Annotated in this window: 12 protein-coding genes; 5 read left to right on the forward strand and 7 right to left on the reverse strand. The window is 30.1% G+C overall.

All coding sequences use genetic code 11. The annotated features are described in order from the left end of the window. Positions 1 to 957: 957 nt before the first annotated feature. The 7 genes from gyrA to dnaA all read right to left on the reverse strand — a co-directional run bounded on the left by gyrA (position 958) and on the right by dnaA (position 10,060). Positions 958 to 3,573, reverse strand: a complete 2,616-nt coding sequence (gyrA, locus tag HSACCH_RS08445) for a DNA gyrase subunit A (protein WP_005489178.1) — start codon at positions 3,571 to 3,573, stop codon at positions 958 to 960. Positions 3,574 to 3,605: 32 nt separating this feature from the next. Then, positions 3,606 to 5,528 carry a DNA topoisomerase (ATP-hydrolyzing) subunit B gene (gene gyrB, locus HSACCH_RS08450; protein WP_005489179.1) on the reverse strand — a complete coding sequence of 641 codons (1,923 nt, stop codon included), beginning with the start codon at positions 5,526 to 5,528 and terminating at the stop codon, positions 3,606 to 3,608. Next, a complete protein-coding gene (gene remB, locus HSACCH_RS08455; protein WP_005489180.1) occupies positions 5,528 to 5,788 on the reverse strand; it encodes an extracellular matrix regulator RemB in 261 nt (86 codons plus the stop codon). Before remB ends, gyrB begins: the two co-directional genes overlap by 1 nt. A 9-nt stretch (positions 5,789 to 5,797) precedes the next feature. Beyond that, entirely contained in the window at positions 5,798 to 6,916 is a 1,119-nt protein-coding gene (gene recF, locus HSACCH_RS08460; protein ID WP_005489181.1) for a DNA replication/repair protein RecF, read from the reverse strand. A 3-nt stretch (positions 6,917 to 6,919) separates the two neighbouring features. Beyond that, on the reverse strand, positions 6,920 to 7,138 hold the full coding sequence (locus tag HSACCH_RS08465) for an RNA-binding S4 domain-containing protein (RefSeq protein ID WP_005489182.1): 219 nt from the start codon (positions 7,136 to 7,138) through the stop codon (positions 6,920 to 6,922). Between the two features lie 85 nt (positions 7,139 to 7,223). Then, positions 7,224 to 8,336 carry a DNA polymerase III subunit beta gene (gene dnaN, locus HSACCH_RS08470; RefSeq protein ID WP_005489183.1) on the reverse strand — a complete coding sequence of 371 codons (1,113 nt, stop codon included), beginning with the start codon at positions 8,334 to 8,336 and terminating at the stop codon, positions 7,224 to 7,226. A gap of 314 nt (positions 8,337 to 8,650) precedes the next feature. Beyond that, positions 8,651 to 10,060 (reverse strand): chromosomal replication initiator protein DnaA, encoded by a 1,410-nt coding sequence (dnaA, locus tag HSACCH_RS08475; RefSeq protein ID WP_005489184.1) that lies wholly within the window; start codon positions 10,058 to 10,060, stop codon positions 8,651 to 8,653. 545 nt (positions 10,061 to 10,605) lie between these two features. Here dnaA and rnpA point away from each other — a divergent pair. From rnpA to mnmE, 5 genes are all read left to right on the forward strand, one after another. After that, complete coding sequence (gene rnpA / locus HSACCH_RS08480; RefSeq protein WP_005489185.1) at positions 10,606 to 10,935, forward strand: ribonuclease P protein component; 330 nt, start codon at positions 10,606 to 10,608, stop codon at positions 10,933 to 10,935. Between the two features lie 87 nt (positions 10,936 to 11,022). After that, the gene (yidD, locus tag HSACCH_RS08485) at positions 11,023 to 11,232 is read left to right on the forward strand and encodes a membrane protein insertion efficiency factor YidD (protein ID WP_040477328.1); all 210 of its coding nucleotides are present in this window, start codon (positions 11,023 to 11,025) and stop codon (positions 11,230 to 11,232) included. 14 nt (positions 11,233 to 11,246) lie between these two features. After that, on the forward strand, positions 11,247 to 11,897 hold the full coding sequence (locus HSACCH_RS08490) for a YidC/Oxa1 family membrane protein insertase (RefSeq protein WP_005489187.1): 651 nt from the start codon (positions 11,247 to 11,249) through the stop codon (positions 11,895 to 11,897). A 2-nt stretch (positions 11,898 to 11,899) separates the two neighbouring features. Next, positions 11,900 to 12,535, forward strand: a complete 636-nt coding sequence (gene jag / locus HSACCH_RS08495) for an RNA-binding cell elongation regulator Jag/EloR (RefSeq protein WP_005489188.1) — start codon at positions 11,900 to 11,902, stop codon at positions 12,533 to 12,535. Positions 12,536 to 12,677: 142 nt separating this feature from the next. Next, positions 12,678 to 14,072, forward strand: coding sequence for a tRNA uridine-5-carboxymethylaminomethyl(34) synthesis GTPase MnmE (mnmE, locus tag HSACCH_RS08500; protein ID WP_005489190.1), 1,395 nt, complete (start codon positions 12,678 to 12,680; stop codon positions 14,070 to 14,072). Positions 14,073 to 14,092 lie beyond the last annotated feature (20 nt).

The raw sequence follows: 14,092 nt of genomic DNA on the forward strand, positions 1-14,092 counted from the left end.
ATAATTACTTTTAAGTTTTAACACTCAAAGTATATTAACGTTGGCTTGCTGTTTAATTTTCAAGGTTCACTGAGCCTTCATTTTATTACGAATGGTCGGCTCTGTACTTGGCCATCGAGGCCAGCGCACAAAATCTGCTTTTCTGCAAATTATCTTCTATATTTTCTGCCGCGTTTTTTATCAGCGACATTTAATATCTTATCAACTCTGCCACACTTTGTCAAGAACTTTTTAGAAAAACTTTTTTAGAATATTTTTCTTGATTTTCAAAACTTTATTTTCTCTTATATATAAAGAAGAGAAATATTTAAGCTTTAAAATTTAGCTCTTTTATAATCTCTATTTGAGCTTATTTTTGATCTCAAATTTTAGGAGATTATTTGTGCGACGTCTATTATCTTATCAAGCTCTTTTTGCTTTGTCAAGAACTTTTTAAAATAATTTTTGTCGGCCAAACATCATATCTTTTTCGGCGACAAGTAATAGAATAACATCTATTGCCATATGTGTCAAGGAAAAAATAAAAAAACTTCCCTCAAGTAGATATTATTTTTCATTATCCAATCTACTATAAAGGAAGTTATTATTATTTTTAATTTTTGAACTCATTTTTTTACCTATTAATTTTCTTTTTTTAACCAAAATAGTCTATATATTCATCAGAATTTTTATCAATCTTTTTACCTAGACCAAAACCAAGTGAAGTTAACTCTGCAAAATCATTTAAAAATCTTTCTATTTTATTCAAACTTATCACCTCTTATTATTTTATAAAATTATAGGTTATATCAATTTATATAGTTTTAATATCTTGTTGAAAATATTATATCGTATATAAATTATTATGATGTAAATTAATTAACATTTATTTTACTAACTACATTTTTTATTCACTTAAAGGCTCCACAAAATCCATCACTTTTTGTAGAGCCTTTTTTTATATAAAATTATAATTATTTATTCTTCTATATTTTCTTTTTCTTCATTTGCTTCTGTAGGATCTTTTGTTTCATCTAGTTCATTTTCTTCATCTAATTTCTTTTCTCTTTCTTCTCTATCTATTTTTTCAACAATCTTATTAAAACGAGCTTCAGCTCTTTCCTCTGGAGTTAATTCTTCTTTTTCTTCCATCTCTTCTTCATCTTCTTCTATTATATCATCATTTATTCTTGCTAAAGAGACAACTTTATCATCTTCTCCAACATTTATTATTTTAACTCCCATAGTATTTCTGCCTGTAGTAGATATTTCATCTACATCAACTCTAATAATAATACCATCTTGAGTTATAACCATCATTTCCAAACCTTCTTCAACAATTCTAGCTGCAGCTAATTTACCGTTTTTATCAGTTATGTTAGCGGTTAGTATTCCTTTACCACCTCTATTTTGAATTCTATATTCAGAAATAGGTGTTCTCTTACCATAACCATTTTCAGTGATTACTAATAACTCATTACCAGCATAATCAATTCCCATATCAATTACTTTATCATCTTTTTCTAAATTAATTCCTTTTACTCCATAAGAATTTCTACCTACAGATCTAACATCATTTTCACTAAAGTGAATTGCCTTAGCATTTTTAGTAATTAAGAAAATATTTTCATTTTCTTCTATAATTCTAACACCAATCAATTCATCATTTTCTCTTAAATTAACAGCAATTAAACCAGTATAATTAGTATCATACTCTTCTAAAGCCGTTTTTTTAATTAGACCATTTTTTGTAGCCATAATCAAATAAGCATCTTTGGGAAAATCTTTAACAGGAATTACAGTATTAATCTTTTCATCTTTTTCTAATTCTAAAAGATTTACAATTGCTGTACCCCTTGCCTGCCTTCCTGTTTCTGGAATTTGATATCCTTTTAATCTATAAACTCTGCCCTGATTACTAAAAAATAAGAATTTGTGATGAGTCGTTGTAGTAAAAATATTTTCTACAAAATCTTCTTCTTTGGTACTAATACCTATTACTCCCTTACCCCCACGACGCTGACTGCGATATAAATCAAGAGCCATTCGTTTAATATAACCCTGGTTTGTCATAGTAACCACAATCTGTTCTTCTTCAATTAAGTCTTCTAATTCTAAATCAGTAGCTCTATTCATAATTGAAGTTCTACGCTCATCATTATATTTATCTTTTATTGCAAGAATTTCATCTTTAATGATTTCTAATAATTTTGATTCATCAGCCAAAATAGATCTATAGTATGTTATTTTTTCTTGTAAATCTTTATATTCTGATTCTATTTTATCTCTTTCTAAACCAGTTAAACTCTGTAATCTCATTCTTAAAATAGCATTTGCCTGAGTTTCAGAAAGCTCATAATTCTCCATTAAATTAATTCTAGCTGTATCTACCTCATCAGCATTTTTTATCATTTCAACAATTTCATCGATATTTGCTAGAGCAATTCTATAACCTTCAAGAATATGAGCTCTATCAAGAGCTTTATCTAAATCATATTTTGTTCTACGACTAATTACCTCTTTTTGATGTTCTAAATAATGTTCTAAAATTTCTTTTAAAGATAATACCTTTGGCTCTTTGTCTACAAGAGCTATCATAATTACACTAAAGGTAACCTGAAGTCTGGAATGCTTAAATAATTGATTCAAAACAACCTGTGGAGTAGCTTCTCTTTTTAATTCAATTACTATTCTCATTCCATCTCTATCTGATTCATCTCTAATATCAGAAATTGATTCTAATTTTTCATCTTTAACTAAATCTGCAATTTTTTTGATCAAACGCGCTTTATTAACCTGATAAGGAAGTTCATCTACAATAATTTGTTTTCTATTAACAGATAAATCCTCAACTCTAGTTTTTGCTCTAACAGTAAGCTTACCTCTACCATTTTTATAAGCTTTATAAATACTGCCCCGCCCCATAATTTGACCACCTGTAGGAAAATCAGGTCCCTTAATAATTCCCATTAATTCCTTGGTAGTTATTTCAGGGTTATTAATTAATTTAATAACTCCATCTATTATTTCACCTAAATTATGTGGGGGTATACTTGTTGACATACCTACTGCAATCCCAGAAGTACCATTTACCAGTAGATTTGGAAATCTTGCTGGTAAAACTTCAGGCTCTTTTAAAGAATCGTCAAAATTAGGAATAAAATCAACAGTATCTTTGTTAATATCTGTCATCAATTCGGAAGCGATGGATGACATTCTTGCTTCAGTATAACGCATAGCTGCTGCACTGTCTCCATCAATTGAACCAAAGTTACCATGGCCATCTACCAGCATATAACGATAAGAAAAGTCTTGAGCCATTCTAACCATTGTATCATAAACTGCTGTATCTCCATGAGGATGATACTTACCCAGTACTTCCCCAACTATCCGGGCAGACTTTTTATGTGGTTTTGTATGTGTCATACCTAAGTCATTTAAAGCATATAAAATTCTTCTGTGTACAGGTTTTAATCCATCTCTAACATCCGGTAGAGCTCTTCCTACAATTACACTCATTGAATAATCGAGATAAGATGTTCTCATTTCTTTATCTATATCAATTTTTTTGACTCTTGCTGCTTTTTGATCCAAAATATCTCACCAACCTTTATCTTTTAATAAAATTATACATCAAGATTTTTAACTTCGCGGGCATGTTTTTGAATGAATTCGCGTCTAGGAGCTACTTTATCTCCCATCAAAATAGAAAATGTTTCATCAGCCATAATTGCATCTTCTATATTAACCTGGAGCAAAATTCTATTATCTGGATCCATTGTAGTATCCCAAAGCTGAGTAGGATTCATCTCACCAAGACCCTTATATCTCTGCATGGAAACTCTATCTTTTCCTATTTCCTCAAGCAGCTCTTTTAGGGCTTTATCATTATAAACATATTCTTCTCTTCTGCCCTTTTTAACCTTATATAAAGGCGGTTGTGCTATATATATATTTCCATTTTCAAGTAAAGGACGCATGTATCGATAAAAGAATGTTAGCAGTAAAGTTCTAATATGAGCTCCATCAACATCTGCATCAGTCATAATAATAATTCTATCATAACGAATATTATTTAGATCAAACTCTTCTCCTACCCCTGTACCTATAGCAGTGATCAGAGCTCTAATCTCATCATTATTTAAAATTTTATTTAAGCGTGATTTTTCCACATTTAAAATTTTACCTTTAAGAGGTAAAATAGCCTGGAACTCTCTGTCACGCCCCTGTTTAGCAGAACCTCCAGCAGAGTCACCCTCAACAATATATACTTCTGTATCATCAGCTTTGCGTCGAGAACAGTCTGCAAGTTTACCAGGCAATGCTGTAGAAGTTAAGGCACTTTTTCTTCTAGTTAAATCTCTAGCCTTACGGGCAGCTTTTCTAGCATGAGCTGCACTAATTGCTTTATCTATAATTGCCTTTCCTACTTTTGGATTTTCTTCTAAATATGTTTTTAAAAATGAAGAAACTGCAGAGTCAACAAATCCTCTTATTTCACTGTTTCCTAATTTAGTTTTAGTTTGACCTTCAAACTGAGGCTCTGATAATTTAACACTAACAATTGCAATCATACCTTCTCTAATATCCTCACCTTTAAGATTATCATCCCCATCTTTTAAAATATTTTTGCTGCGGGCATAATCATTAAAAGTACGAGTGGTGGCAGATTTAAATCCGCTTAAATGGGTCCCACCTTCCTTTGTATTAATATTATTAGCAAAGGTATAAATTGAGGTATTATATCCCTGATGATACATAATTGCAACCTCAATTGAAGCTTCTTCCCCTTTATCTTCTATGTAAATTGGTTCAGATAATAAAGGTTTTTTACTCTGAGCTAAATATTCTACAAAAGAGACTAAACCACCATCAAAGTGAAATTCTTCTTCTTTCATTTCTTCCTGACGATTATCAATTATTTTGATAGTTGTACCTTTATTTAAAAAGGCCAGTTCTTTTAAACGCTGTGCTAAAACTCTAAAGTCAAAATCTATTTCTTCAAAAATTAAAGGATCAGGTTTGAATTCAATTGTAGTACCTGTACAGTCACTATCACAACTTCCTACTACCTGAAGCTCGTGCTGAGGAACTCCTCTTTCATATTTTTGTTTATAAACCTTACCATCTTTCCAGGCAATTTCAACTTCAGTCCATTCAGTTAAAGCATTTACTACTGAAATACCAACACCATGTAAACCACCAGATACTTTATATCCTTCTCCACCAAATTTTCCACCAGCATGCAAAGTTGTCATTACAACTTCTACTGCAGGTTTATCTACTTTAGGATGGATTTCTACTGGAATACCGCGTCCATTATCTTGAACTTTAACTACATTTCCTGGCTTTATTTCAACAGATATTTCTGAACAATATCCAGCCATTGCTTCATCAATGCTATTATCAACTACCTCATATACTAAATGATGTAGACCTTCTATACTTGTAGAACCGATATACATTCCAGGCCTTTTACGAACTGCTTCAAGTCCTTCAAGTACCTGTATATGTTCTGCTTCATAGTTGCTTCTATTCTTAATATCCATCAATATCCCCCATTTTCTTCTGTAAACTTATCAACTCTATCACCAAGTGTCTTAGATGAGATCATTGAAAGATAAATCGTCTCTCCTGTTAACACAAAAGAACGGGGATTTCCCCCGGAATAATCAACAATAAATCCCTCTTCATCAGAAATATCTAAAAATTCTTCAGTTATTTCAGATGAAGTTGTACTCTCTAAATCACCAATTAATACTACTTCCTTGGAAGGAATCATATAACCATCACCAAGATGTAAAAACATATGTCTAATTCACCCTCTTTTTATTCTCCCATTTTTGACTTGATAAACATTATAGGAGTTATTTTTAAGTCCGGATAAATTTTCTCCATCTGTTGCTGTAATTATAGTCTGAATTTTATCAGCTATAATATTAATTAATGCTTTTCTTCTCAAACCATCTAATTCCGAAAAAACATCATCTAAAAGCAGGACTGGATATTCTCCGGTCTCTGACTTCATAAATTCCAGTTCTGCTAATTTTAATGCTAAAGCAGCAGTTCTCTGCTGTCCTTGAGATCCATATTTGCGTAAATCCATTTCATTTACCTTTAAAATTATATCATCTCGATGAGGACCAATAACTGTATAACCACGAGAAATTTCCTGGTCACGTTTTGCTATCAAACTGTCTATAAAAAGCTCTCTTAATTCAGCTTCTCCCAGTTTTTTAGAAAAATTATTTAAAGAGATATCATATTCAAGTTCTAAATTTTCTCTTCCCTCTGTTATTTTGCGTTGAGATAATCTAGCTAAAATTTTTAATTTATCTATAACTTCTATTCTTTTTAAAATTATTTTGGAACCAACTGCAGCAATCTGCTCATCCCAGACTGAAAGCATTTCTCGATCAGCTGATTTACCATCTCTTATTGACTTTAATAAATTATTTCTCTGTTTTAAAATATGATCATATTTATTTAAAAGATGATTATAATAACGACTGACCTGCGAAATTTCAAGATCTATAAAATCTCTTCTGTGTGAAGGTCCTTCTTTAATCAGCTTTAAATCCTCAGGAGAAAATAAAACTGCATTTAAATATCCCAGCAGTTCTTTAACTTTATCCAGAGGATTATCATTAATTTCAACCTGGCGTCCACTTTTTTCTAAACGCATGGCTAACTTTATTTTACCTTCTCTGCGCCTTAAAAGCAACTGAACAAGTGCTTTTTCTTGATCCCAGCTTATCATTTCTGAAGTAATACTGCTTCTATGAGAATTAGCTGTGGCCATTAAATAAATAGATTCTAAAAAATTAGTCTTTCCCTGACCATTAGCACCCAAGAAAATATTTAAATTTGGATTTAAATCAATCATTAACTCTTCAAAATTACGAAAATTTCGGCAGAGAACCCTTTCTAAATGCATTAATTATCCCCGACTTACTTTATATTTATTATCTTCAGCTGTTAAAGAAACTATATCTCCAACTTTTAGAGTTTTTCCCCTCTTTAATTCTATTTCACCATTAACCTCTACTTCTCCTGCCTGAATTAAATGTTTAGCTTCTCCACCACTCATAACAAGATTAGCCCATTTTAAAAACTGGTCTAAATTAATTGTATCACTTTTTATTTTTATTTCTTTCATTTATTTATTACCTCCTAAATTAACTTAAGTGTACCTCTTGATAACTATTCACATTTCCACACCCCAGTACACTTTCAAACTATAATTATGATTGTGACCTCACAGGCATAATTAGATAAATAAACTTATCCCCAGCTTCTGTTTTCGATTTTACTACCAGGGGATTTAATGGTCCTATCATTTCTATATTAATTTCTTCAGAATCTAAAACTTTTAAAACATCAATGAAGTATCCTGCATCAATATTAATTTTTTGTTCAGGGCCTTCCATCTCAATTTTTACTTCTTCATGGGCATAACCTGAACTTCCCTCAGTTGAATTAATTTCCATTAACTCTTGGTCTGCAGAAAGAGTAATAATATTTGCATCAAGTTTTGCAATTAAAGATGCTCTTTTTACAGATCCATGCAGTTGAGAAAGATCTGCACTAAATTTACTGTTTGATTCATCAGGAATAACCAGCTCATAATTAGGAAATTTACCTTCAATTAATCTCGAAATTACTTCTATACCAGCAAAATTAAAACGAACATAGTTGTTGTCAACTTCGATTTCTACAGTTCCTTCATCTTCTAATAAATTATTTAGTTCCTGTAAAGTACTTCCAGGTAAAATAACAGCAATTTTTTCATTAACTGAAGTTTTTAAAGGTGCTTCAATATATGATAAACGATATGTATTTGTAGAAACCATCTTTACTTTTTCTGATTCAACTTCAAATAAAGCTCCTGTTAAAGCAGGCTGAGTTTCATCTTTTGAAGTAGAAATTCTAACTTTTTTTATCATTTCTTTAAATTTACTAGATGGAAGTTTAAAATTTGCACTTTCTTCAACTTGAGGTAAATTTGGAAATTCATCAGGATCATAACCATTTATTTTAAATAAAGAATTAATGCATTTAATTTGAAGCTGCCATTTATCTTTATTTAATTCAATATTAATTGTTTCATTGGGTAATTCACGAATAATATTTGAAAATTGGGTAGCAGGCAGGACAATTGATCCATCGATTTGACCTTCAACTTGTAACTTATATTCTATTCCTAATTCCAGGTCAGTTGATTTTAAAGTTAATGTATTATTTTTTAGATTTAAAAATATTCCTGTTAAAATAGGTAAGGTTTGGTTTTTAGCTACAGCTCGTCTAACTATATTTAAAGCATTATATAAATTCTTTTGATTTATTGAAAATTTCAAAATGTATCCCTCCAGATAAAAAGTTATTAACAAAATTACCGAAATATAATATTGGTTAATTTATAAATAAAACTAGTAGTAGTAGTAGTAGGGGCTGTGAATATGTGTAAAAGCCTATTAAGACCAATGAGAGCATGATTTAGCCTGTAGATAAGTTGTTAACGAATAGCACAAGAGTTATCCACATATTAACATTTAAAAGTTATTAACAATCTATCAACAAGCCTCTTAATAATTATCCACAAGAAATGTTAATAATAAAATATAGTATATTATAAGGAAAAATATAAAAATAAATTTGGTTAAATTATAGATTATCCATGTTTAATAGTATCAATTAATCTTTCAATTTTATTACTAAAATCATTTTCATTTTCTATTTTTTCTTGAATTTTATTATGAGCATGAATAACAGTAGTATGATCACGGCCACCAAATTCATCTCCAATATGTGGTAGAGAAAAATCAGTTAATTCTCTACTTAAATACATCGCAATTTGACGGGGAAAAGCAATATTTTGGGTTCTTTTTTTAGATTGCATATCTTCCATTCTTAAATTATAGTCGTCTGTTATAATTTTTTTGATTCTTTCTATATTGACTTCAATTGATTCATTTTTCTTCTTGTTAACTAGATCTTTTAAAGCTTCTCTAGCTAGATCAACGTCAATTTCTCGGTCAACAAGTGAAGAATAAGCAATTACCTTAACTAAAGCGCCTTCTAATTCTCTAATATTAGATTGAATCTTATTAGCAATATAAATAACTACTTCATTTGGAATAGTTAGATTTTCTATATCTGCTTTTTTTCTTAAAATTGCAATTCTAGTTTCTAAATCAGGTTTTTGAATATCAGTAATTAAACCCCATTCAAATCGGGAACGAAGCCTCTCCTCTAAGGTAGGAATCTCTTTTGGAGGACGATCACTTGATATAATTAGCTGCCTATTTGACTCATGCAATGTATTAAAGGTATGGAAAAATTCTTCTTGGGTTCTTTCCTTACCTGCTAAAAATTGAATATCATCAACCAATAAAATATCAATATTCCTGTATTTATCTCTAAAGTCTACAGTTGAATCATCTTTTATAGAGTTAATTAATTCATTCGTAAAGGTTTCCGAAGAAACATAAACAACCTTGTAATCAGGATTATTTTTAAGAATAAAATGAGCTATAGCCTGCATTAAATGTGTTTTACCAAGACCAACATCACCATAAATAAAAAGGGGATTATATGCCTTTGCTGGAGCTTCAGCAACTGCAAGCGATGCCGCATGAGCAAATCGATTACTGTTACCTACTACAAAAGTATCAAAAGTATATTTAGGATTAAATCCATTTTGTTTTAATTCTGATTCAACATTATTTTCTTCTGTATTTTCATTTTCAACAGTTATTTCAGATTTTTCTTCTTTTTTATCATTAGAATTCTTTTTATTTTCTTTAAACTTTTTAACTTCTTCGGGAGTTAATAAGATTAAAGTCCATTTATTACCAGTTAAATTTTTCAAAATTTCTTCAATAAGATCTGTATACTGACTTTCAATCCATTCTTGAATAAAATTATTTGGAACCTGTAAGACAAGCTGATTTTCTGCTGTAGTCATAACTGCTTTAGTTTCTGAAAACCAGGTATTAAAACTTGGATTTGTTATTTTTTCTTTTATATTCTCTAAAGTTTTTTTCCAGATGTGATCTAATTCTTTTTGAGAGAAAGACATAAAATACCTCCTGTAATTCTAAAAAATTAAGCTTAAGTTAAAGTTATCCCCAATTAACGGGGATAAATAAGGTGTTATCCACAAAATTGTGGACAAGTGCAGATGTTATCCACAAAAATTACGAACAGCTCTTTACTGTTAATTCAGTAAAATTGCTTTTTTATTTTTAAAAAATAGTATAAAATTGTTAATAAAAGGATAAAAGATATCCACAGATGGTGATTGTTATTAACAGTTTGTGGATAAAAAATTAAGAAATTGTGGATAAGTAGCTGTATTTAGCTGTAATTTATAGTTTTGTTGATAATTTTATAAACAAATTGTTAATATTGTTTTAACTGTTGATTCAGTAAGGAATAAAATTAAATTAGAATAACCATATTAATAATAACAGATTATCAACAAATTATCAACAATGTCCTCAAAAATTTATCTTGTGGATAAGATTAAAATTCCTTGACTCTACTATGTAAATAGCATATAATTTTAAATGTATGAATATAAAATCGTCTTAGTTGTGGATTATTTTAGCTGGGGGTTATTTGGTGGAGAGTCTTAAAAAGAATAAAGAATTTAAAAAAGTATATGAAAATGGAAAATCATATGCTACAAGAAATCTTGTTATTTATTGTTTAAATTATGAAAAGGGTAAAAAAAATCGATATGGTTTATCAGTTAGTAAAAAAATTGGGAATGCTGTTGTTAGAAATAAGTTAAAGAGAAGATTGCGTGAAATTATTAGAGAGTTTGAAAAAGAAAAAGAATTTAAAGGTTATGATATAATTTTTATTGCCAGAAAACCGGTTGTTCAAATTGGTTATCAACATTTAAAAAGAGATGTAAATAAATTATATAAAAAAATGAATATAATTTAATTACAAATAGGTAATAAGATCTATTATCTCAATTTAATTTTACATAATTATTAAATGATTATGAAACTGGTTAAAAAAGGTGATAAAATGAAAAAATTATTTTTATTTCTAATTAGAATCTATCAGAAGATTATTTCTCCCTGGACTCCAAAAAGTTGTCGTTTTTATCCTACTTGCTCTGAATATAGCAAACAAGCGATAATAAAATATGGAGCTTTTAAAGGTGGATGGATGGGATTTAAGAGAATTATTCGCTGTCATCCTTTCAATCCAGGCGGTTATGATCCGGTAGAATAGGAGGAATTTATTAAATGTTTGATTGGTTAATTAATGGAATGGCGTATGCTCTAGATTTTATTTACAATATTGTTGGTAATTATGGTTTAGCAATAATAATTTTCACTTTATTGATTAAGATTGTTCTTTATCCACTGACTGCAAAACAGACGCGCTCAATGAGGGAAATGCAGGAAATACAGCCTGAAGTAAAAAAACTTCAAGAAAAATATAAAGATGATAAAGAAAAGCAGCAAGAAGAAATGATGAATCTTTATCAGGAACATGGAGTTAATCCGGCTGCTGGTTGTTTGCCAATGATTGTTCAGATGGCTATTTTGATTCCTTTATACAGAACGATTTTTGCTTTAGGTGATAAAATGGCAAATGAAGCCTTTTTATGGATTGGAACTATAACCAATGGTTCTTTAGCTGAACCTGATATTGCTATAGTTCTGTTAAATGCAGTTATTATGTTTGGACAAACATATATGACTCAACAAATATCTGGTGGAGATGGCAAAAGTAATAAGATGATGTATATGATGCCGCTTTTTATAATCTTTATTGGTTTTAGATTACCTTCTGGTGTATTATTATACTGGTTTACATCAACTCTATTTACTGTAGCACAGCAGTATTTCTTATCCAAAGAACCCAGCAGAATCAAGGGGGATGCAAAGTAAATATGAAAAGCATAAAAGTAGAAGCTAAAAATGTAGAAAAGGCAGTGAAAAAGGCTCTAGCTGAGCTTGAAATTGACAGAAAAGATGCTGAAATTAATGTTATAGATAAAGGAAGTAAAGGATTATTAGGTTTAATTGGAGCAAAAGATGCTGTTGTAGAAGTGAATGAAATTTTTGATCCTGTAAAAAAGGGTAAAGAATTTTTAGAGACACTTTTAAATAAAGCTAATATAAATGTAGGTGTAGAAATACTAGAAGAAAAAAGTAATGAAGAACAGGTTGTCTATAACTTAACAGGAGAAAAAGAACTAGGATTAGTAATTGGTCATCGAGGAGAAACTCTTGATGCAATGCAGTATTTAACTTCTATCTATATAAATAAAGAACTGGAAGAATATTTCAGAGTTCTACTTGATGCTGAAGGATATCGTGATCGCAGGAAAGAAACATTAGAGAGATTGGCAGAAAGGCTTGCTTCTAAAGCAGAGAGAAAGAAGAGAAAAGTTGTGTTAGAACCAATGCCACCACACGAAAGAAGGATTATTCATATAACGCTTAAAGAAAATAAAAATGTTAAATCATACAGTGAGGGAAAAGAGCCCTACCGTAAAGTTATGATAGAACCATTAGATAAGTAATAAATTATCTAATATAAATAAAAGAGCTGTATCATTTATGGTGCAGTTATAATAAATAGAAAAATTAAAGAAGCAGATGGCTTTTATCATTAACCCAGCAGGAAATTTCTCTGCTGGGTTATGTTTTAGGAGGTGTTAAGTAATGGATATTTTAAAAGAAGATACAATTGCAGCAATTGCAACCCCATTTGGCACTGGAGGAACGGGTAAAATAAGAATTAGTGGTCCCCAGGCTTATGAAATTGGAGATAAAATTTTTAGTTCAATAAAGAAAACAAAGAAGCTATCTAAACAGAAAACGTATACTGCTCATTATGGTCACATTAAAGATCCCGAAAATGATAAGACTATTGATGAAGTAGTGGCAATAATGATGAGACGACCGCATTCTTTTACAGGTGAAAATGTATTAGAATTTGACTGTCATGGGGGAATGACTCCCCTAAAGTCTGTTTTAGATTTAGTTTTAAAAAATGGGGCACGTCTTGCAGAAGCAGGAGAATTTTCTCAAAGAGCTTTTTTAAATGGAAGAATTGATTTGGCTCAAGCAGAAGCAATTATAGAAGTGATAAACTCGAAAACTGAAAAAAGTCTTGATTTAGCTGTAGATCAATTAAATGGTAAATTGTCCAAAAAAGTTGATCAAATAAAAGAAGAAGCTGTAGAAATACTTGCTCATCTGGAAGCGGCAATCGATTATCCCGAAGATGAAGTTGAAGGCTTTTCTCCAGCGAAGTTAGACGATAAATTCTATCATATAAAAGAAGAGATAGATAAGTTATTAAAAAGCAGCAAACAGGGTAAAATTTATAAAGAAGGCTTAAAAACAGTAATTGTTGGTAAACCAAATGTAGGAAAATCAAGTCTTTTAAATTATTTTTTAGAAGAAAAAAGAGCTATTGTTACTGATATTCCAGGGACAACCAGAGATGTAATTGAAGAATACGTTAATTTACAAGGAATACCTCTTAAAATTATCGATACAGCAGGTATTAGAAAAACAGAAGATGCTGTTGAAAAAATAGGGGTAGAACGGACTAGAAAATCTGCAGAAAAGGCGGATCTAGTTTTGTTTATGTTAGATATTAGTCAGGGTATTACTGCTGAAGACAGAGAAATTTATAAATTAATTAAAGATAAACCTTTAATAGTTGTTGTTAACAAGACTGATTTACCAGCAAAAACAAATAAGAAAAAAATTGAAAAAGAGTTTTCTGAGCATAGTGTTCTCTGGATATCATTATTAGCAGAAGAAGGTTTAAACCAGTTAAAAAATGATATTTTGAAAGAAATCTTAGATGAAGATATTGATATGGACTCTGAAACAATAGTTACTCAAAGCAGACATAAAGATGCTTTGGTTAAAGCTTTGGAAGCAATAGAGAGAGTAATTGTTTCACATGAAACAAATATGCCTTATGATTTTTTAACAATAGATTTAAAAGACTGTTTGGATGCATTAGGAAAAATAACAGGAGAAACTGTAGCTGATGATATTTTAGATAGAATTTTTAATGATTTTTGTCTTGGAAAATAATTATTAATAAAAAGGGAGAG

It is taken from the genome of Halanaerobium saccharolyticum subsp. saccharolyticum DSM 6643, assembly GCF_000350165.1.
Taxonomy (GTDB): Bacteria; Bacillota; Halanaerobiia; order Halanaerobiales; family Halanaerobiaceae; genus Halanaerobium; species Halanaerobium saccharolyticum.

Bases quoted from the DNA above. Each gene is read 5' to 3' on its own strand.
- dnaA (WP_005489184.1), bottom strand. From the start codon at position 10,060: ATGTCTTTCTCTCAAAAAGAATTAGATCACATCTGGAAAAAAACTTTA.
- yidD (WP_040477328.1), top strand. From the start codon at position 11,023: ATGAAAAAATTATTTTTATTTCTAATTAGAATCTATCAGAAGATTATT.
- recF (WP_005489181.1), bottom strand. From the start codon at position 6,916: ATGCATTTAGAAAGGGTTCTCTGCCGAAATTTTCGTAATTTTGAAGAG.
- gyrB (WP_005489179.1), bottom strand. From the start codon at position 5,528: ATGGATATTAAGAATAGAAGCAACTATGAAGCAGAACATATACAGGTA.
- HSACCH_RS08465 (WP_005489182.1), bottom strand. From the start codon at position 7,138: ATGAAAGAAATAAAAATAAAAAGTGATACAATTAATTTAGACCAGTTT.
- jag (WP_005489188.1), top strand. From the start codon at position 11,900: ATGAAAAGCATAAAAGTAGAAGCTAAAAATGTAGAAAAGGCAGTGAAA.
- HSACCH_RS08490 (WP_005489187.1), top strand. From the start codon at position 11,247: ATGTTTGATTGGTTAATTAATGGAATGGCGTATGCTCTAGATTTTATT.
- mnmE (WP_005489190.1), top strand. From the start codon at position 12,678: ATGGATATTTTAAAAGAAGATACAATTGCAGCAATTGCAACCCCATTT.
- remB (WP_005489180.1), bottom strand. From the start codon at position 5,788: ATGTTTTTACATCTTGGTGATGGTTATATGATTCCTTCCAAGGAAGTA.